This window comes from Actinopolyspora lacussalsi (genome assembly GCA_030803735.1).
GTDB classification, from domain to species: domain Bacteria; phylum Actinomycetota; class Actinomycetes; order Mycobacteriales; family Pseudonocardiaceae; genus Actinopolyspora; species Actinopolyspora lacussalsi.
Genome location: JAURUC010000001.1, coordinates 922,209 through 941,512 on the forward strand (window position 1 = coordinate 922,209; position 19,304 = coordinate 941,512).

At 67.6% G+C, this 19,304-nt stretch carries 18 protein-coding genes; 15 read left to right on the forward strand and 3 right to left on the reverse strand.

The window, feature by feature from the left end; genetic code table 11:
- Window positions 1–190 precede the first annotated feature (190 nt).
- The 7 genes from J2S53_RS04015 (at window position 191) to J2S53_RS04045 (ending at window position 7,272) form a co-directional block, all read left to right on the forward strand.
- Window positions 191–1,330, forward strand: coding sequence for a S1 family peptidase (locus tag J2S53_RS04015; protein ID WP_456239806.1), 1,140 nt, complete (start codon window positions 191–193; stop codon window positions 1,328–1,330).
- A 332-nt stretch (window positions 1,331–1,662) separates the two neighbouring features.
- Window positions 1,663–2,118: an RrF2 family transcriptional regulator gene (locus J2S53_RS04020; protein ID WP_092981157.1), complete on the forward strand. Its 456-nt coding sequence runs from the start codon at window positions 1,663–1,665 to the stop codon at window positions 2,116–2,118.
- Between the two features lie 150 nt (window positions 2,119–2,268).
- On the forward strand, window positions 2,269–3,192 hold the full coding sequence (locus J2S53_RS04025) for a sulfite exporter TauE/SafE family protein (RefSeq protein ID WP_456239807.1): 924 nt from the start codon (window positions 2,269–2,271) through the stop codon (window positions 3,190–3,192).
- Between the two features lie 149 nt (window positions 3,193–3,341).
- Window positions 3,342–3,923 carry a molybdenum cofactor guanylyltransferase gene (gene mobA / locus J2S53_RS04030; RefSeq protein WP_456239808.1) on the forward strand — a complete coding sequence of 194 codons (582 nt, stop codon included), beginning with the start codon at window positions 3,342–3,344 and terminating at the stop codon, window positions 3,921–3,923.
- Between the two features lie 252 nt (window positions 3,924–4,175).
- Window positions 4,176–5,336, forward strand: a complete 1,161-nt coding sequence (locus J2S53_RS04035) for an AAA family ATPase (RefSeq protein WP_092981055.1) — start codon at window positions 4,176–4,178, stop codon at window positions 5,334–5,336.
- A 71-nt stretch (window positions 5,337–5,407) separates the two neighbouring features.
- On the forward strand, window positions 5,408–6,289 hold the full coding sequence (locus tag J2S53_RS04040; RefSeq protein WP_456242695.1) for a DUF58 domain-containing protein: 882 nt from the start codon (window positions 5,408–5,410) through the stop codon (window positions 6,287–6,289).
- Window positions 6,289–7,272 (forward strand): VWA domain-containing protein, encoded by a 984-nt coding sequence (locus J2S53_RS04045; protein WP_456239809.1) that lies wholly within the window; start codon window positions 6,289–6,291, stop codon window positions 7,270–7,272. Before J2S53_RS04040 ends, J2S53_RS04045 begins: the two co-directional genes overlap by 1 nt.
- 106 nt (window positions 7,273–7,378) lie before the next feature.
- On the opposite strand, the gene J2S53_RS04050 is transcribed toward J2S53_RS04045, so the two are convergent.
- A complete protein-coding gene (locus tag J2S53_RS04050; RefSeq protein WP_456239810.1) occupies window positions 7,379–10,279 on the reverse strand; it encodes an FAD-binding and (Fe-S)-binding domain-containing protein in 2,901 nt (966 codons plus the stop codon).
- Window positions 10,280–10,591: 312 nt separating this feature from the next.
- Between J2S53_RS04050 and fabG the strand changes: the two genes are divergently transcribed.
- From fabG to J2S53_RS04065, 3 genes are all read left to right on the forward strand, one after another.
- Entirely contained in the window at window positions 10,592–11,296 is a 705-nt protein-coding gene (fabG, locus tag J2S53_RS04055) for a 3-oxoacyl-ACP reductase FabG (protein ID WP_130467148.1), read from the forward strand.
- Window positions 11,297–11,388: 92 nt separating this feature from the next.
- A complete protein-coding gene (gene fabI / locus J2S53_RS04060; RefSeq protein WP_130467149.1) occupies window positions 11,389–12,156 on the forward strand; it encodes an enoyl-ACP reductase FabI in 768 nt (255 codons plus the stop codon).
- A 102-nt stretch (window positions 12,157–12,258) separates the two neighbouring features.
- Window positions 12,259–13,299 (forward strand): ferrochelatase, encoded by a 1,041-nt coding sequence (locus J2S53_RS04065; protein ID WP_456239811.1) that lies wholly within the window; start codon window positions 12,259–12,261, stop codon window positions 13,297–13,299.
- Window positions 13,300–13,321: 22 nt separating this feature from the next.
- On the opposite strand, the gene J2S53_RS04070 is transcribed toward J2S53_RS04065, so the two are convergent.
- The gene (locus tag J2S53_RS04070) at window positions 13,322–14,116 is read right to left on the reverse strand and encodes a hypothetical protein (protein ID WP_456239812.1); all 795 of its coding nucleotides are present in this window, start codon (window positions 14,114–14,116) and stop codon (window positions 13,322–13,324) included.
- Window positions 14,117–14,264: 148 nt separating this feature from the next.
- Between J2S53_RS04070 and J2S53_RS04075 the strand changes: the two genes are divergently transcribed.
- The 4 genes from J2S53_RS04075 (at window position 14,265) to J2S53_RS04090 (ending at window position 17,964) form a co-directional block, all read left to right on the forward strand.
- Window positions 14,265–15,098 carry a DUF3097 domain-containing protein gene (locus tag J2S53_RS04075; RefSeq protein WP_456242696.1) on the forward strand — a complete coding sequence of 278 codons (834 nt, stop codon included), beginning with the start codon at window positions 14,265–14,267 and terminating at the stop codon, window positions 15,096–15,098.
- Between the two features lie 87 nt (window positions 15,099–15,185).
- Complete coding sequence (locus tag J2S53_RS04080; RefSeq protein WP_456239813.1) at window positions 15,186–15,626, forward strand: NfeD family protein; 441 nt, start codon at window positions 15,186–15,188, stop codon at window positions 15,624–15,626.
- 10 nt (window positions 15,627–15,636) lie between these two features.
- Window positions 15,637–16,830: an SPFH domain-containing protein gene (locus tag J2S53_RS04085; protein WP_456239814.1), complete on the forward strand. Its 1,194-nt coding sequence runs from the start codon at window positions 15,637–15,639 to the stop codon at window positions 16,828–16,830.
- Between the two features lie 156 nt (window positions 16,831–16,986).
- Window positions 16,987–17,964 carry a hypothetical protein gene (locus tag J2S53_RS04090; protein ID WP_456239815.1) on the forward strand — a complete coding sequence of 326 codons (978 nt, stop codon included), beginning with the start codon at window positions 16,987–16,989 and terminating at the stop codon, window positions 17,962–17,964.
- A 68-nt stretch (window positions 17,965–18,032) separates the two neighbouring features.
- On the opposite strand, the gene J2S53_RS04095 is transcribed toward J2S53_RS04090, so the two are convergent.
- Window positions 18,033–18,638, reverse strand: a complete 606-nt coding sequence (locus J2S53_RS04095; RefSeq protein ID WP_456239816.1) for a DUF421 domain-containing protein — start codon at window positions 18,636–18,638, stop codon at window positions 18,033–18,035.
- A gap of 190 nt (window positions 18,639–18,828) precedes the next feature.
- Between J2S53_RS04095 and J2S53_RS04100 the strand changes: the two genes are divergently transcribed.
- A complete protein-coding gene (locus J2S53_RS04100; protein ID WP_456239817.1) occupies window positions 18,829–19,302 on the forward strand; it encodes a helix-turn-helix transcriptional regulator in 474 nt (157 codons plus the stop codon).
- Window positions 19,303–19,304: the final 2 nt, after the last annotated feature.

Genomic DNA, 19,304 nt, shown 5'->3' on the forward strand with positions numbered 1-19,304 from the left:
CGGCTTACGCGTCGTTTTTTCGCCAAGGCGTGATTGCCTCCTGAGCAGATTTTGTACGGAGCGTGTTCCGGTGGCACGTACTCCGATTGCCGAGCGCTGCTGCAAACGCAGTATTGTCGCTGAATCGTGTTCCTCGGAAACTTCCCTGCTACCGAAGACAAAACCGTTTTCGCGTACAGGGAGATCACAGATGCAGCGGAAAATGCCCGGCCGAATCGCGGCGTCCGCGATTCTCGCAGCGGGAACGCTGACCGCCATGACCGCACCGGCCACAGCGGACAGCGCCAAAGTTTCCGAGGATCCGAGCCCGCGACACGCGAGCACGATGATGCAGGCCATGCAGCGTGACCTCGGGCTGAGTCATGCTCAGGCCGAACAACGGCTCGATGCCGAAGCCGTGGCGCGGCAGGCCGCCGACGGTATGGCCGACAAGCTCGGCAGCAGTTTCGGCGGATTCCACTACGACGCCGACCTCGGGAAGCTGGTCGTGGGTGTCACCGACCGTTCCGAATTCGACAGGGTGCGGGCCGAGGAGGCCGTTCCCAGGCTCGTGGACGACAGCAAGGCACAGCTGCGTGCCGCCAACACCACGCTGAACCGGAACTCGAAGCGGGCTCCGGAATCGGTCACCGGTTGGTACGTCGACACGACCAGCAACTCCGTGGTGTTGACCACGGAGAAGGGCACCGCCGACCGCGCGGCCGAATTCGTCGCTTCCACCGGTGTGGACAGCGACTCGGTGAGCGTGGTCGAGTCCGCCGAGCAGCCGCGCACCTACGCCGATGTGATCGGTGGACAGCGCTACACCATCAACGGGTCCACGGTCTGCTCGGTCGGATTCTCCGTCTCCGGTGGATTCGTCTCGGCGGGTCACTGCGGCAGCACGGGCGACAGCACCAGTAGCCCCAGCGGCACGTTCGCCGGTTCCTCCTTCCCCGGCAACGACTACTCCTACGTGCGGACCGGTTCCGACGACACGCTGCGCCCCTGGGTCGATCAGTACGACGGCTACGCCAGCATCGTGAGCGGTTCGCAGGAGGCCGCGGTCGGCTCCTCGGTGTGCCGTTCCGGCCAGACCACGGGCTGGCACTGCGGCACCATCCAGGCCAAGAATCAGACGGTCAGCTACCCCAGCGGTACTGTTTCCGGCCTGACCCGCACCGATGTCTGCGCCGAGCCCGGTGACTCCGGTGGTTCCTTCATCTCCGGTAGCCAGGCCCAGGGCATGACCTCCGGTGGCTCGGGTGACTGCACCTCGGGTGGGACCACCTACTTCCAGCCCGTCAACGAGGCCCTCAACGCCTACGGCGTGAGCCTGGTGACCGGCTGAACCCACGCTTGAACCCTTCGGGGTCGCTGTGACAGCCGTTCCGGCCGCCACCACTGGTTTCGGGGTCGTCCGCATGCGCGGGCGGCCCCGAAAACCGTGCGAGCCCGGCTCCCGTGCTCTCGTCCTACCGGCAGGCCTCGCCGGGAAGCACGCGCACCGGGCAGGGGAGTGGTTGACCCCTTCACCTCTCATGCGAGTCGTTTTCGAAACAGCCGATGCTCGCGATTCCTGGTCCCCGTTCCACGCGGAGGCGGTTCGCCCGAACTTCCCGAGAAGACGTCGGTCGAAGGGCTGGGGCACTGTTCCACCCGGATGTGATGAACAATCGAGCCATGCGGATTTCGGCCAAGGTGGACTACGCGTTGCGCGCGCTGGTTGAGATAGCCCGTGCACAGGCAGGGCCGGTCAGTGCCGAGGACGTCGCCCTCGCTCAGGACATCCCACGAAACTTCCTGCAGGCCGTGCTCAGTGACCTGCGGCGTGCCGGTTTCGTAGCCAGCAGGCGGGGACAGGCCGGTGGCTGGGTGCTGGCCCGGGACCCGAGCACTGTCTCGATAGCCGATGTGATTCGCGCCACCGACGGCCCGCTGGTCAGCATACACGGCCAACGAGCCGAGGACGTGCAGTACGATCCTTCGGTCGCCGTGCTGCAGTGGGTCTGGATCGCGGTGCGCAGCAGCCTGCGCGAAGTGCTCGAGAATGTCACCATAGCCCAACTCGTCTCCGGCGAGCTTCCATCGGACGTCGCGGCGCGCACCAGTGAAACAGGGGTATGGGAGTCGCGCTGAACGTACTCACGGGGCGCCGTTCCGAACGGTGCCGTCCCGAACGCTGGGAGCGTGTTGACCGGTCCGTTGGAAAGTGTACCGTTTTTATCAACTTAGTTGGAAAAGCCGCTCGGCGCTTCGGACGCGAGCGGAAACGGTCTGGAGGCATTGGTGCCCACTCTGTTGCTCGTGGCGGTGGCCGGATTTCTCGCCCAGCTGGTCGACGGCTCGCTGGGGATGGGATTCGGCGTGACGGCCACAACCGGCCTGTTGGCCGTGGGCACCGCGCCTGTGATGGCTTCGGCGTCGGTGCACTTGGCCAAGATCGGGACAGCTGTCGTCTCCGGTGCGGCGCACTGGCGGATGCGCAACGTCGACTGGCGCATGGTCGGCTGGCTCGCACTGCCCGGGGGGCTCGGCGGCTTCCTCGGCGCCTCGGCCCTGTCCTCGGTGGCGGCCGGATCGGCCCGCGGTTGGATGGCGCTGCTGCTGGTGGTGCTCGGAAGCTACGTCGTACTGCGCTTCTCGGCGTGGTCCACCCCGGTGCGATCCAGCGGTCTCACCCCGGCGGGGCGGCGCTGGTTGATTCCGCTCGGTGCGGTCGGTGGATTCGTGGACTCCGTTGGTGGAGGTGGCTGGGGACCGGTCACCACTTCGACCCTGCTCAGCACGGGCCGGATCCTGCCCAGGCGTACCGTCGGCACGGTCAACACCAGCGAACTGATCGTCTCCCTGGGGGCGACCGCCGGGTTCTTGATGCACAACGGCGGTTCGGCTTGGAAGTGGCCGGTGACTCTCGGATTGCTCATCGGTGGTGTGGTCGCCGCTCCGCTGGCCGCGTGGCTCGTGCGGATCCTGCCGGTCCGCGTGCTGGGCGTGGGAGCCGGTGGACTCATCGTGTTCAGCAATTCGCGCCTGTTGCTCGACACCGTGGGAGTGCCCCAGGTTCCCAGCGTGCTGCTCACCACCGTGCTGGGACTGGTCTGGTTGTCGGGGCTGATCTGGGCGATTCGGAGCGAGATCCTGCAGCGCCGTTCAGCGCGACTGCGCGCCGCCGAGGCGAACGAGCACGACTACGCCTACGAGACGAACTGATCGTGGCGACACACCCGCCTCCGACGAGCCCGGGTTCGGCGCCGCACGACTTCGAGCGGAGTTCGGCACCGCGGTGTCGCCCCGGCCTGCCCGACGCTCCGGCGGACGATTCGTCGATGTCCGCGGTTCGTGGCACGTAGTCTGCTCGTATGGCCTCGACGAGTGAATTCGCCGGGATCGTGCTGGCGGGTGGCCGCGGCAGCAGGCTGGGTGGCCGTGACAAGCCCGCCATCCGACTCTCCGGGCTTTCCCTGCTGGACCGCACCCTGGATGCGGTTTCCGACGCGGAACCGATCGTGGCGGTGGGGCCCCGGCGGTCGACCGGCCGCCCGGTCCGCTGGACCAGGGAGGCACCGCCCGGAGGAGGGCCGGTGGCGGCCCTGTCGGCGGGGCTGGTCGCGCTGCCCCCGCGCGTCTCACTGGTCGCCGTGCTCGCCGCCGATCACCCCTGGCTGAGCCGCGACACGCTCTCACGACTGTTGGCCGCGCTGCACCGTGCTCCGGACAGTGGGGGAGCGGTGCTGGTCGACACGGACGACCGGCCGCAGTGGTTGGTCGGGGTCTGGCGGGCGGTCGCACTGGGGCGGGCCTTGCCCGAACAGCCGCACGGGGCCGCGCTGCGCGGTGTGCTGTCCCCGTTGCACCCGCTGTTCGTGCCCGCCGAGCAGGCGGAGACCATCGACGTGGACACTCCCGAGGACCTGGCTCGGACGCTGCGTCGAGCGCGCTGAACACTTAGGCGGTCTCCCGTGGTTCCCATCGAGGACGGCGGCAACACGTTATGTTTAATATTTCTGTATTTTCAGTGCTGAGTGAAATTAAACTTCACAACACACATACGCCCAGCAGGGTGCAATATAAGTAACAACGCGCCCCGACGCGTGATCAGTACGGTCACGTGCCAATATCGGCAACAACAGCGATCACCCTGTGGTGGTATCCGCGCCCCACGGGGTGCCGAGCACTCAGTTGGAGGTTTCCCAGTGACCGATCCGGGTCAGGGCGGTAACGGCAATGGCGCGGGCACAGGGGCGGCCGGGCCGGCCCACTCGCCGGATCACACCAGTACGCCCGCCAGGGACGCACAACTGCTCGAACGCACCGTCTTCGAGGTCAAACGTGTGATCGTCGGCCAGGACCGACTCGTGGAGCGCATCCTGGTGGGGCTGCTGGCGGGGGGACACATCCTGCTCGAGGGCATCCCGGGCGTCGCCAAGACACTGGCCGTGGAGACCTTCTCCACGGTGGTGGGGGGCAGCTTCTCCCGCCTGCAGTTCACCCCGGACCTCGTACCCGCCGATCTGCTGGGAACCAGGATCTACCGGCAGGGCAGCGAGCGCTTCGACGTCGAACTCGGCCCCATCATGGCCAACTTCGTGCTGGCGGACGAGGTCAACCGCGCCCCTGCCAAGATCCAGTCGGCCCTGCTGGAGGTCATGGCCGAACAGCACGTCTCGCTGGGCGGGCACAGCTATCCCACGCCACAACCCTTCCAGGTGCTGGCCACGCAGAACCCCATCGAGAACGAGGGTGTGTATCCGCTGCCCGAGGCGCAGCGGGACCGGTTCCTGTTCAAACTGCTGGTGGAGTACCCCACGGCCGAGGAGGAACGCGAGATCGTCTACCGGATGGGAGTCTCCCCACCGGAACCGCAAACCGTGCTCGACCCCGGTGAGCTCTCCCGGTTGCAGCAGGTGGCCTCCAACGTGTTCGTACACCACGCGCTGGTCGACTACGTCGTCCGCCTGGTACTGGCCACCCGTTCGCCCAACGAACACGGGCTGTCCGACATCGCGGGCTGGGTCTCCTACGGTGCCTCACCACGCGCCACCCTCGGTGTCGTCGGTGGTGCCCGCGCGCTCGCCCTGCTGCGCGGCCGCGACTACGTCCTGCCGCAGGACGTGGTCGACGTGGTCCCGGACGTGTTCCGCCACCGCATCGTGCTCTCCTACGACGCGGTGGCCGACGGGGTGCCCGTGGACCACGTGGTCAACCGGGTGCTGCAGACCGTCCCGCTGCCGCAGGTATCGGCGCGTCCCCAGCAGAGCGCCGGGCAGCACAACGGTGCGCCGCAGGCGGGCGCCTCGGCCGTGCCGGGAGCCGCCCATGGCCAGCAGCCGTCCCCCGGCATCACCAACCAGTGAGGAGTCGATTCGCCGTGTCGACCAGCGGTGACCGCCCCGAATGGGCGCCACCCGCGTTGCAGGCCGGACGTATGCGGGAAGCACTGCGCTCCCTGGAACTGATGGTGCGCGGCAGGCTCGACGGCCTGCTGCAGGGCAATCATCTGGGGCTCGTGCCGGGACCGGGGACCGAGCCCGGCGAGACACGGACGTACCAGCCCGGCGACGACGTGCGGCGGATGGACTGGGCCGTTACCGCCCGCACCACCGAACCGCACATCCGCGAGACGGTGGCCGACCGTGAACTGGAGACCTGGGCGGCCGTGGACCTGTCCGCGAGCCTGGACTTCGGAACGGCCGGATGCACCAAGCGTGAACTGGCGATAGCGGGGCTGGCCGCGGTGGGACACCTGACCGCGGGCGGTGGTAATCGGCTCGGTGCCGTGGTCTCCAACGGGCAGGAACTCACCCGGATCCCCGCCAGAGGGGGCAGCGACTACGCCAGGGCGTTGCTCCGCCGAACCGCCGAAGTGCCGCATCCGCCCGAAGGGACCTCCGGAGAGCTGGCCTCGCTGGTGGAGGCGCTGCGCAGGCCGCCACGTCGGCGGGGGCTGGCCGTGGTGATCTCCGACTTTCTCGGACGGGTCGAATGGCAACGAGCGATGCGCGGGCTGTCGGCCCGGCACTCACTGCTCGCGATCGAGGTCGTCGATCCGCGCGATGTCGAACTCCCGAGTGTGGGCACCGTCCAGCTGAGCGATCCCGAGACCGGCAAACAGCGTGAGGTGAGCACTACACCATTGTTACGACGTGAGTTCGCCGCGGCCGCCGCGGCCCACCGGGAACGGGTCGCCGCGGAGCTGCGGCGGGTCGGGGCGGCCCACCTGGTGTTGCGCACCGACTCGGACTGGATCGCCGACATAGTCCGCTTCGTCGTCGCCCGCAAACGCGGCTGGTCCGGGGGAGTGGTTTGATGCCCAGTCTGAGCGGATTCACCAATCCCGCGTGGTTCCTGCTGCTGATCCTGGTGGCGGTTCTGGTCGTCGGTTATTTGTGGACGCAGCGCAGGCGCAAGCGCAGCACGATGCGTTTCAGCAATCTCGAGCTGCTGGAGCGCGTCGCTCCCAGTCGTCAGGGCTGGCCCAAGCACGTGCCGATGGCGCTGCTCGGTGTGGCGTTGATCCTGTTGACGATCGGGCTGGCCGGTCCCACGTCGGAGCAGCGCATCCCGCGCAACCGTGCCACCGTGCTGCTGACGATGGACGTCTCGCTTTCCATGAAGGCGCAGGATGTCAGCCCCAGTCGGTTGCGCGCTGCCAAGCAGGCTGCCAAGGAGTTCGCCGACAAGCTCACGCCGGGAATCAACCTCGGTCTGGTATCCTTCGCGGGCACGGCCACGGTGATGGTCATGCCCACCACCGATCGGCCCAGCGTCAAACAGGCCATCGACAGTCTGCAGCTCTCGGAGGCCACTGCCACCGGCGAGGGGGTCAAGGCTTCCCTGTCGGCCATCGATTCCTTCGGGCGGATGCTCGGTGGTGGGCAGGGACCTCCGCCTTCCCGGATCGTGCTGATGGCCGACGGGGGGCAGACCATTCCGCGGGAGCTGGACGCGCCGCGGGGGGCCTACACCCAGGCGAAGGCGGCCAAGCAGGCCGGGGTGCCCATCTCCACCATCTCGTTCGGCACCGAGCACGGCAGTATCCGGATCCAGGGACAACGGCAGCCGGTGGAGGTCGACGACGATGCGATGCGGCATATCGCCGATCTTTCCGGTGGTGACTTCTACAAGGCGGCCAGCGCCGAACAGCTGCGGCAGGTTTACGATACGCTGCAGGAACAGATCGGTTACGAGATCAAGCGGTCCGACGCGAGTAAACCGTGGTTCGTGCTCGGTACGCTCGCCGCGATCGTGGCAGCGGGTGTGGCACTGCTGGTGGGGCAGCGGTTGCCCTGAAGCGGTGGTTGTTCCGAGCCGCCGTCGTGGGTGGCTCCGCACAACTTCGGGGCCGAGCGGCCGAATCGTGCCGCGAGCGATGCCGGGTGGGAGGAGTACGGACCGTTCACCGGTCGTATTCGTCCGTGGCGACTCCCAGCGTGCGGGCGAGCAGGGTAGCCAGGTGAACGGGCTCGGCCTCGGTGGCGTGGCGAAGCTGCGTTCGGCAGCTGAACCCGTCGGCGAGGATCGTCGTGTCGTCTCGTGCCGCGCGTACTTCCGGCAGTAGGCTGTCCTCGGCGCAGGCCATCGAGACGTCGTAGTGGCCGCGTTCGAAACCGAAGTTGCCCGCCAGTCCGCAGCAGCCGGAGTCCAGTACTCGGGTGCGCAGTCCGGTGGCTTCCAGTACGGCTCGGTCCGCGTCGGCGCCCGACTCCGCGTATTGGTGGCAGTGCACCTGCATCAGCGCTTCGCCTGCCGTCTCGGTGGTCTCACGGTGCCATTGGTGCCGTGACGGGGCGATCTGTTCGGCGAAGGTGGTCGTCGATTCGGCGAGGGTGCGCACGTCCTCGTCGTCGGGGCACAGTTCCAGCGCGTCGTTGCGCAGGAATTCGGTGCAGCTGGGTTCCAGTCCCACCAGGGGGGTTCCGGTTCGCAGCTTGGGGCGCAGGTTGCGTGCGGTGCGTCGCAGCACCCGGCGGGCGATGCCCAGCTGGCCGGTCGAGTGCCAGGTCAGGCCGCAGCACATCGAGCCGGTGGGGAGTTCGACCTGGTGTCCCAGGTGTCGTAGCCCGGCGATCGCGTCGCTTCCGATGGTCGGTTCGAGGTAGTTGGTGAAGGTGTCGGGGAACAGCACCACCGTTTCGGGCTCTCCGTCGTGGTTTCCGTGCGTGCGGTGTCGCTGCCGCAGTGTCCGCGGTGCGATGCTCGGTAGCTCTCGCTCGGGGGTTATTCCGCCGAGTCGTTTGAGCAGTGGTGCGGTTCGGCCTCGTGTGATTCGGTTGGCCAGCCGCGGTGCGTGTGCCGCCAAGCGTAGCCACAGTGGCAGGAAGCCCATCGAGTAGTGCGCGGCGGGGCGTGGTCGGTTGTGGTGGTACCGGTGCAGGAACTCGGCCTTGTAGGAGGCCATGTCCACCCCGACCGGGCAGTCGGTTTTGCAGCCCTTGCAGGACAGGCACAGGTCCAGTGCCTCGTGAACCTCCTCGGAGCGCCACCCGCCCCGCACCGTTTCGCCCGCGAGCATTTCGAACAGCAGGTGGGCTCGGCCGCGGGTGGAGTGTTTCTCGTCCCGGGTCGCCCGGTAGCTCGGGCACATCACTCCGCCCGAGGTGTTGAGGCACTTGCCCATTCCCACGCATCGGCGAGTGGCGGGGGCGAGGTCGCCGTCGTCGGATCCCAGGGCGAGCGTGGTTCTGCTGGGGATGCGTGGTGGTGCCACCAGCAGCCGCAGATCACTGTCCACCGGTGACGGTCGGGTCAGAATGCCGGGGTTGTGTAGTCCTTCCGGGTCGAACGCGGTTTTGAACCGTTCGAAGGCGTCCAGGATGGGCTGGGGATACATTCGGGACAACAATTCCGAGCGGGCCCGGCCGTCGCCGTGCTCGCCGGACAGCGAGCCGCCGTGGGCGGCGGTCAGTTCGGCGGCCGATTCCAGGAAGTTTCGGTACTCGGCGGCTCCGGCGCGTGACATCAGGTCGAAGTCGATGCGCACGTGGACGCATCCGTCGCCGTAGTGTCCGTAGCTGACTCCGTGGTATCCGAAGCGATTCAGCAGGGCGTCGAACTCGCGCAGGTAGGTTCCGAGGCGGTGTGGGGGGACTGCGGCGTCCTCCCAGCCGGACCAGCGTTCCGAACCGTCGGCCATTCTGGTGGCGTATCCGGAGCCTTCTTCCCGGATTTTCCACAGTGCTGCCATCCGTTCCGGTGCGGTGTGTACCGTGGTGGTGGCGCGGTCGCCGAACGCGTTCGCGATCGTTTCGGCGGTGTGTCGGGCCGTGTCCTGGTCGGCTCCGCCGGTTTCGACCAGTAGCCAACTTCGCCCGGCGGGTAGCAGGGGCAGCGCGGGGGAGTCGGGGTTGCGGTCACCGACGACGTCGACGAGTTCACCGCTGATTCCCTCGATGGCCAGCGTGTCCCGGTCGAGCAGGTGGGTGACTTCGTCGGCGGCGTCGTAGGTGTTGTCGAATCCCAGTACCACCATCGCGCGGGCGGCGGGAGTCTCGACCAGTTCCACGGTGGCCGACAGAACGGTGGCGCAGGTTCCCTCCGAGCCGACCAGGGCACGCGCGAGGTTGAATTCGTTGTCGGGCAGCAGCTGGTCCAGGTTGTAGCCGGAGACGCGTCTGCGTGGTGTGGGCATGTCCGCGCGCAGGTTCGGCTCGTAGTCCTCGGCCAGTCGGCGCAGTTCGCCGTACAGTCTTCCGGTGCGGTCGCCCCGTGCGCACAGTGTGTCCAGTGTGTCCGGTGGGGTCGCTCCGAGGGTCAGTCGGGTGCCGTCGGAGAGCAGCACGTCCAGTTCGCGGATGTTGTCGATCGTTTTGCCCCAGGCCACCGAGTGTGTGCCGCAGGAGTTGTTGCCGATCATGCCGCCGAGTGTGCAGCGGCTGTGCGTGGAGGGGTCGGGGCCGAAGGTCAGTCCGTGTGGTTGTGCCGCCTGCCGGAGCGTGTCCAGTACGACTCCCGGCTGTACCCGTGCGAGTCGGCGCTCGGGGTCGAGGTGCTCGATCCGGTTCATGTGTCGGGAGAAGTCCAGTACCAGTCCGGGGCCCATGGCATTGCCCGCGATGCTGGTTCCCGCGCCTCGCGAGGTGATCGACAGTCCGTACTCGCGTGCGATGGCCAGTGTGGCGGCCACATCGGAGTCCTGCCGGGGAAACACCACCCCGGTGGGTACCTGGCGGTAGTTGGAGGCGTCGGTGGCGTAGAGGGCTCGGGTGCCGGGATCGAACCGGGCCTGTCCCGAGATCGTGGAACGCAGCGGGGACGCGAATTCCGGGACGTCCGCGGCGGTGGGGGCCGTTCTGCTCACCGCGAGGCCTCCTCCCGAGCAGGGCGGTGTGCCACCGTCGCCGTTCCGGTCAGCGGCTGCCGCCCGATGTGGTCTCGATCGACGCTGTTGCCGGGGAATGCTACCCGTCGTCCGGGCCTGGTTGTTCCGCCGCAGTGTTGCTCGGCTGCTCCGGTGGTGTTTCCCGCCGGGGATGAGCCGGTCTCGTCGTCCTACCTGCTCCGATCCGATGTCGGTGCGCACGCAACGGGCCGATAGCCTCAGCGGCGGTTCCGGTCAACGCCGCTGGACGACGAACGGCGGTTGACAGTGTTTTTCGGAGGGAGTGTGGGAGTGACACGGTCCGTGTTGGTCACCGGCGGCAATCGGGGTATCGGATTGGCCATAGCCAGGGCCTTTCAGGCTGCCGGTGACAACGTGGCGATCACCCATCGCGGGTCGGGAGCGCCCGAGGGGATGTTGGGCGTGCAGTGCGATGTGACCGATCCCGACCAGGTGACGGCTGCTTTCGACGAGGTCGAGGCCGCCCAGGGCCGGGTGGAGGTAGTGGTGGCCAATGCGGGCATCACCGATGACGGGCTGCTGTTGCGGATGGGTGAGGAGCAGTTCCAGCGGGTCGTGGAGGCCAACCTCACCGGTGCCTACCGGGTGGCCAAGCGCGCGACCAGCAGCATGCTGCGTAACCGCAAAGGCCGGATGATTTTCATCTCGTCCACGGTCGCCCTGTCCGGTGCTCCGGGGCAGGCCAACTACGCGGCGAGCAAGGCCGGACTGATCGGTTTCGCCCGGTCGTTGGCGCGGGAGCTCGGTTCCCGCGGTATCACCTCCAATGTGGTCACGCCGGGGTTCGTAGCCACCGACATGACCGAGGAGCTGTCCGAGGAGCGCAGGAAGCAGATTCTGGAGCAGGTGCCGTTGGGGCGCTATGCCGAGCCGGATGAGATCGCGGGGGCCGTGCGGTGGTTGGCCTCGGACAGCGCCGGTTATGTCACCGGAGCGGTCATCCCCGTCGACGGCGGGGTCGGCATGGGGCACTGAAGCCCTTTCGTCCCGTCGTGCCGGGTCGGAAGGGGTGTCCGTGTGTGGTTTCCGAACCGAGTAAACAACGATCAGTAGAGGGAAAACGGCAAGTGACTGGACTGCTGGAAGGTAAACGAATCCTGATCACCGGTGTGATCACCGATTCCTCGATCGCGTTTCACACCGCCAAGGTCGCCCAGGAGCAGGGGGCGCAGGTGGTGTTGACCGGTTTCGGTCGGCTCAAGCTGGTGGAACGCATCGCCGGCCGGTTGCCGCACAAGGCACCGGTGATCGAGCTCGATGTCACCAACGAGGAGCAGTTGGCGGGGCTGGCCGATTCGGTCGCCGAGCACGTCGACGGTCTCGACGGTGTGGTGCACTCGATCGGTTACGCTCCCGAGTCCTGCCTGGGTGGGGATTTCATGGCCGCTCCCTGGGAGGACGTGTCCAACACGCTGCAGATCTCGGCGTACTCGCTGAACTCCCTGACCAGGGCGTGCCTGCCGTTGTTGGGTGAGGGTTCTTCCGTGGTCGGGATGGATTTCGACGCCCGGGTGGCCTGGCCCGCCTACGACTGGATGGGTGTGGCTAAGGCGGCGCTGGAGTCGACCTCGCGGTATCTGGCACGTGAGCTCGGGCCGCGCGGTGTTCGGGTCAACCTGGTCAGTGCCGGTCCGGTGCGGACCATGGCCGCCAAGTCGATCCCCGGTTTCCAACAGTTGGAGGACACCTGGGGCGAACGTGCCCCGCTGGGGTGGGACGTCGAGGATCCGGAGCCGGTGGGTCGCACCGTGTGCACCGTGTTGTCGGACTGGCTGCCCAAGACCACCGGTTCGATGATCATGACCGATGGTGGTTTCCACGCGTTGGGGGCCTGAGGCTACCGAGCGCGCGTCGTTTCCCGCGGCGCGCGGAACACCCGGCTCGGCCGCGCACCCCGCCTGTGCGGCCGAGACGTCGCCTCTGCCTATCATGGTCGCGTGAACAGCTCGGATAACGTTGACGCGCTGCTGTACCTTTCCTTCGGTGGCCCGGAAGGACATGAGGAGGTACGGCCTTTCCTGGAAAACGTGACTCGTGGTCGCAACGTTCCCCCGGAACGGCTCGACGAGGTGGCCGAGCATTACCACCACTTCGGCGGAGTGTCGCCGATCAACCGTCTCAATCGTGAGATCATGAGTTCGTTGGAGGGTGAGCTCGCCGAGCGTGGTCTGAACCTACCGGTGTACTTCGGCAACCGTAACTGGCATCCGATGGTCGAGGACACCGTCGAGCGGATGGCCGCTGACGGGGTGCGGCGTGCGCTGGTGTTCGCCACCTCCGCCTGGGGTGGCTATTCGGGGTGCCGCCAGTACCACGAGGACATCGCACGCGCCCGTTCGGCCGTGGGGGAGCAGCGGGCTCCCGAACTGGTCAAGCTCCGGCAGTTCTACGATCATCCGCTGTTCGTGGCCGCCAACGCCGACGCGGTGACACGGGCCTACGCCGCGCTGTCGGAAGACGTTCGTGCGCAGGCCCGGCTGGTGTTCACCGCCCATTCGGTCCCGCTGAGCGCGGAGGAGCGAAGCGGCGCCGACGGTCGTCCCCAGTGGTACTCGCGGCAGGTGCAGGAGGCCGCCCGCTTGGTCGCCGAGGCCGTGGGGGTCACCGGCTACGATCTCGTGTGGCAGTCCCGTTCGGGGCCGCCGAGTGTGCCGTGGTTGGAACCCGACATCTGTGACCATCTGGAGCAGCTGCCCGCCAGGGGGGTGCCCGCCGTGGTCACCAGCCCGGTCGGTTTCGTCTCCGATCATCTCGAGGTCGTCTGGGACCTGGACAACGAGGCCGCGGAGAAAGCCGACGAGCTCGGGTTGGGCTTCGCCCGTGCCGAGACCGCCGGCACCGACCCGCGCTACGCCCGGATGATCGCCGAACTGGTTTCCGAACACGTCGAGGACCAGCGGGTCCGCAAGTTGTCCCCGCTGGTCACGGCGGGCTGTGGGGTCAACGGTGAGTTGTGCGTGCCGCAGGGGTGCTGCTGAGCATGGAGCGGCCGCCGCGGTGTCAGTGCCGCTCGGCCCGCTGCCGCAGCACCCGCACCATCTCGTCCACCGCTGCCCGACGAGCGGTGCGCACCGATTCGAACAGCGGGTTCAGTGCCTGACCGCGCGCTCTGTCCGCCGAGGCGGACATCGCCCCGCCCGGGGCGTCGTCGGTGGCCACCCGCAGGATCGCTTCCACTTCCGTGCTGCGTTGCAGCACGCGAAGGCAACGTTGCGGCACCCCCTGCGGCCACGAGGGCTGTGGCCGTGCCGAGACGGTTTCGGCGATCTCACCACGAACGCCGGGGCGGCGTCGTGAGACGTCCAGCTCGGTCAGCGTGCTGGCCGCCTCGCGCATGGCCGAGGACATGCCGTGTTCGGCCTCTCCCACGGGAGTGTGCTCGGCGGGGGCGATCTCACCCACCTCGTGAACCGTCCAGCGCAGCACTCCTTCGGCGACACGTTCCGGCACCAGCCCAAGCCCAGCCCACGGGAACACGGCGGCCTCGCCCTGCCGCAGCGCGTGCCGCGCGAATTCCGAGGCCCCGTCGAGACCGCGAACATCACCTGCCACCGGTAACGCCAGGCTGCCGGAATCACCACCGGCCTTGCGTATCGCCGCCAGCAGCAGCGCCAACCCCGCGTCGTTCACGCCGGGAGCGGGAAGTCCCAACCGCGCCGCCGTGGCCTCGTCGGCGGCCCACACCTGATGAACCTCGGCCCACGCCTGCGCGGCATCGAGCACGTCGTCCGACGCGGCCGCGCCGTGCAGCCACGCGGACGTCCACACCACCATCGTTGCGCTCGGACATGGCATGTCCACTGACGATACCGATGTGACCGTGATCGCCGCCAACGGGTGCGATCTCCGCCGCGCTCCCCGTGAACCGAGCGGCACCGTGAACCGAGTGGCACCTCGGCCCGGCACCGTCACCGTGGGGCCGTGGCCGGGTAGGCTGATCGTCGTGCGTTCGATCGACTACGGCCGCGACGTGCTCACCGGTACCGCTCGGCGCCGACACCGGTCCCCTCCCGAACTGCCCGCCGAGCCCGGCACTGTCGTCGAGGACGCCGCCGGTGAGTTCTGCGGCGCGATCGTGCGGCTGGAACGTGGCGAGTTCACCAAGCACAACGTGATTCTCGAGGACCGCCACGGCAGGCAACGTGCCTTTCCGATGCGAACCGGGGGGTTCCGCCACGAGGGAACACCGGTCACGCTCGTGCCCGTGGCTTCCACCGCCGGCCGGGGGTCGAGCCGTTCGGCCTCCGGTTCGGTGGCGGTTTCCGACGTCCCGGCGCGCACGGCCCGTGCCAGCAGGATCTGGGTCGAAGGTCTGCACGACGCGGAACTGCTCGAACGGGTGTGGGGACACGATCTTCGCGTCGCCGGTGTGGTGGTGGAACCGCTGCACGGGCTGGACGATCTGCAGCGCCACGTCACCGAATTCTCTCCCGGCCCCGAGCGCAGGCTGGGAGTGCTGGTCGACCACTTCGTCACCGGCAGCAAGGAGACCCGCATCGCCGAGCGCGTCAGCGGCGACGACGTGCTGGTGACCGGCCACCCTTACGTGGACGTCTGGCAGGCGGTGTGCCCGGCCACGGTGGGGATCGCCGAGTGGCCGGACATCGGCAGGCGGCAGGACTGGAAAACCGGGGTGTGCCGCGAACTGGGCTGGGCCGATCCGTCCGAGGGCTGGCGCAGGATCCTCGACGCGGTCGGTGACTTCCGGGACCTGCGTGCCCCGCTGCTGGGGGCCGTGGAACGGCTCGTCGACTTCGTCACCCTCTCCGAGGAGTAGCCGCCCACCCGCTTCGTCCACCGACAGCAACCCCTCGCGGGCTACTTGACCGGTCACGACGAGAATTCGATCTGTCACCATGGGTGTATGGCCGCGTTGGTGTGGTTGATCGCCGGGGTGCTCCTGGTGGCCGCCGAAGCCACTTCAGGTGAGTTCGTGCTGCTGATGCTCGGGCTCGCCGCGATGGGAACCGCCGGAGCGGCGGCGCTGGGTGCGCCGCTGTGGCTGGACGCGGTGATCTTCGCCGCGCTCTCCGGTGGACTGGTGTTCCTGGCGCGCCCGGTGGTCAAACGCAGACTGCTGCGGGAGACGACCGAGGGACTCGAACCGCGTACGAACGTGGATGCGCTCATCGGCAAACCCGCCACCGTGGAAGCAACGGTGGATGCCCACGACGGCCGGGTGCGCATCGGCGGGGACGTGTGGTCGGCGCGTTCTTTCGACGAGACACAAGTGCTGGATGTGGGGCGCACGGTGATGGTCATGGAGATTTCGGGGGCCGTCGCCGTGGTGTGGGCCGAACCGTGAGGAGGCGGATGTGGATCCTGCCGTGTGGATTGTGCTGCTGGTGGTCGTACTGCTGGTGATCGTGCTGCTGGCCAAGACCGTACTGGTCGTGCCGCAGGCCACCAGCGCTGTCATCGAACGTCTGGGACGGTTCCGCACCGTGGCCCACCCGGGACTGAACATGCTGTTTCCGTTCCTGGACCGGGTGCGCGCCAAGATCGATCTGCGGGAGCAGGTGGTTTCGTTCCCACCGCAGTCGGTGATCACCCAGGACAACCTCACCGTGTCCATCGACACCGTGGTGTATTTCCAGGTCACCGAATCCCGTTCGGCGGTGTACGAGATCTCCAACTACATCGAGGGGGTCGAGCAGTTGACCACCACCACGCTGCGGAACGTGGTCGGTGGTATGAGCTTGGAGGAGACGTTGACCTCGCGGGACCAGATCAACAGCCAGCTGCGCGGGGTGCTGGACAGCGAGACCAGCCGCTGGGGGATCAGGGTCGCCCGGGTCGAACTCAAGGCGATCGATCCGCCGCCGTCGATCCAGGACTCGATGGAAAAACAGATGCGCGCCGACCGGGAGAAGCGCGCGATGATCCTCAACGCCGAAGGTGAACGCGAATCCGCCATCAAAACGGCCGAGGGGCAGAAACAGTCGCAGATCCTGGCCGCGGAGGGATCCAAGCAGGCCGCGATCCTCAACGCCGAGGGGGAGCGCCAATCCAACATTCTGCGTTCGCAGGGTGAGCGGGCCAGCAAGTACCTCACCGCCCAGGGCGAGGCCAAGGCGATCGAGAAAACCTTCGCCGCCGTCAAACGCGCCAAGCCCACCCCCGAGCTACTGGCCTACCAGTATCTGCAGACCCTGCCCGAGATGGCCCAGGGCGACGCCAACAAGGTCTGGGTGGTGCCCAGCGAGTTCAGCAAGTCCCTGGAGGGCTTCGCCCGCATGCTCGGCAGCCCCGACGAGGAGGGCGTGTTCCGCTACGAACCGCCCGAGCAGGAAGTGCCCAGCGAGCCCCCGGAGCAGGACGACCCGTCGGTGTCCTCCTGGTTCGACATGGCCTCCAACCCCGAGGTGGCCGAGGCGGTGCGCGCGGCCGAGGCGGTGGCCCGCAAGGAGGTTCCCACCGACCTGAGCAGCACGCCACGGGCCAGCGGCTCGGCGGACCAGCAGGCTCTCGGGGGAGCGGGAAATTCGCAGCAGCGCGCCGACGGGTGAGTCCCACCGCCCGGCCCGGTCGGCGTGGGCGTGTCGACCGGGCCGGTACGCGGTGCGGTGCTCGCCCGGACGGGAGCGGGGCAGTCGTGGGCGCGGCGAGGACGTCGGTGGTGCGTGGTGGGATGTGCCCACCGACGACGAGGAGTCCCATCCGTTATGGCACGCACCACCCCACCACGCCCGGTGAACATGGCCGAGGTGTTTCCGGAACTGGCCGGGATGACCAGAACCACCACCAGGCTCCACCCCCGACGCGGCGACCCCACCGTGGAGCGGAGCTCGATCGGTGGGCCACTGCTGTGGCCCGTCGAGGAACCGTGGCCACACTGCCACGACTGTCACCACAACAAGTACCGTTTCGCGCCCGAGTTGACCTCGTTGCACGAGGTCCGAGCCGCACGCGGGCTCGCCACCGGCGAGCCGTGCCCGTTGTCGGCCGCGGATTTGGAAACGCTGCGGCGTTCGAGGGAAGGAGTCCCGGTAGCCGAGCACGCGCTCAGCCCGATGCCGTTGTTGCCCGTGGCGCAGCTCTACGCCACCGAGATCCCCGACCTGCTCTGCCCTCCGGGCGCCGATCTGCTGCAGGTGCTGTGGTGTCCTTTCGACCACGAGGACGACTACACCCCGAACGTGTGGTTGTACTGGCGCCGTGCGGCCGACATCGAACAGGTGCTGCTGGAGCCACCGGAACCGGCCCTGGTGGTGGATGAAGAGTTCGTTCCTCACCCGTGTGTGCTCGATCCGGAGCGGGTCATCGAATTCCCACCGTCGCATCTGATTCCGCAGAACCTCGCGGAACGCATCCGCGAGTGGGAGCAGGAACGGCACATGGATTACGACGACGATCTGTCGATACCGCCCGGTTGGAAAGTGGGCGGTTGGGAATCGATGTGGACGTTCTGCGATCCGATTCCGCTGGGCTGCGAACAGTGCGGGGCCGACGTCGAACCGTTGCTGATGATGGAAGGAGGGAACTTCACCTCCAGTTGGCGTGCCGTCGAGGACAACGCTGAGCTCGGTGAAGTTCCTGACCCGGAGAGCCACCCGGGGGTTCGGATCGGACGTGGCTACACGCTGCAGATCTACTGCTGTAGCCGTGACCGGAGGCACCCCTGCGTCACCGCCATGCAGTAGCCGCGTGTCGCCCCCGGTGGTCCTGCCCGGTCGTGCCGGACCGGTGACACTGATCCCCGGGGTTTACCTTACCGGTCCGCTTCCGGGTCGGTGGACGGTTCGGAGGAGGGGCCGGTGGGCTCGGGGGAGTCCGCGGTGTGGGTGGGCAGCCCGCTGCGTACCGGCCGTTGCGGCCCGTCGACGCTGGAAAGCAGTCTGCTGTCCACGGGGCGCCCCTCGGGATCGACGGTCAGTACCGAGACCTCTCCCGTGGTCTCCAGCACGACCGCCTCGAGCTGTTCCAGGCGGGTGATCCCGGCCAGCCGCAGTTTCGCGTAGAGGTCGTTGCGGGTCATCTGCGCCTGGTCCAGGTTCTCGCGCAGTTCCCGGGAACCGTCCATGAGCAGCAACGGCCGGTTGTCGGTGACCCGTTCGACCCTGCGGAGCTTGCGCAGGTACGCCAGCAGGCTCTGCGTGATGAACAGCGCCGCCAGCGCGAACATGCCCTGCAGCAGCGACACCTCGGAACTGACCGCGGTGGTGGCGGTGATCGACCCGAAGGCCACGGTGGCCGCGTAGTCGAAGTTCGTCATCTGTGAGAACGAACGCAGCCCGGCGATCCGGGAGAACGCGATCAGTGAAATGTAGATCGACACTGTCGAGAGCGCCACGAGCGCCAGCGTCTGCCATGACACATGCAAACCATTGATCACTTGCTGCCCCCTGGGCGGACCGGGAAGTTCCGCGAACGATTCGAACTCTGCCGGCGCAAACTACCATCGGCCGAGGTCAACCGGTTTTCTCATGCGGCTCGATCGGCGAAAGTCGCGTGGCGGGAAGGACACGGTTCGCCGCTCCCGCCGTGGGGGACGGTGGGAAATTCGCGTGCGGCGTGGCAGCATCGATCGGGTGACCAGCAGCGGCACGGTATCGCGACATTTGGACGAACTGGCCCGGTTGCGCCGGGTCCGGGACCGGATCGACCGGGAGTACGACCGGCCGCTGGACGTGGCAGCGCTCGCGCTGGGGGTGCACATGTCGGCAGGTCACCTCAGTCGCGCGTTCCGTCGCGCCTACGGCGAGTCACCGTACTCCTACCTGATGACGCGGCGTATCGAGCGCGCGATGGCGTTGTTGCGTCGAGGCGATCTCAGCGTCACCGAGGTCTGTTTCGCGGTCGGCTGCCGCTCGTTGGGCACCTTCAGCACGCGGTTCACCGAGCTGGTCGGCATGCCTCCCAGTGCTTACCGGCGCACCGCGACGCACAGCACGGCCGGTGTGCCCGCGTGCGTGGCCAAGCGGGTGAGCAGACCGATCAGGAATCGAGAAGCAGGGATCACCCCTCCGCAACTAGTCTGAAC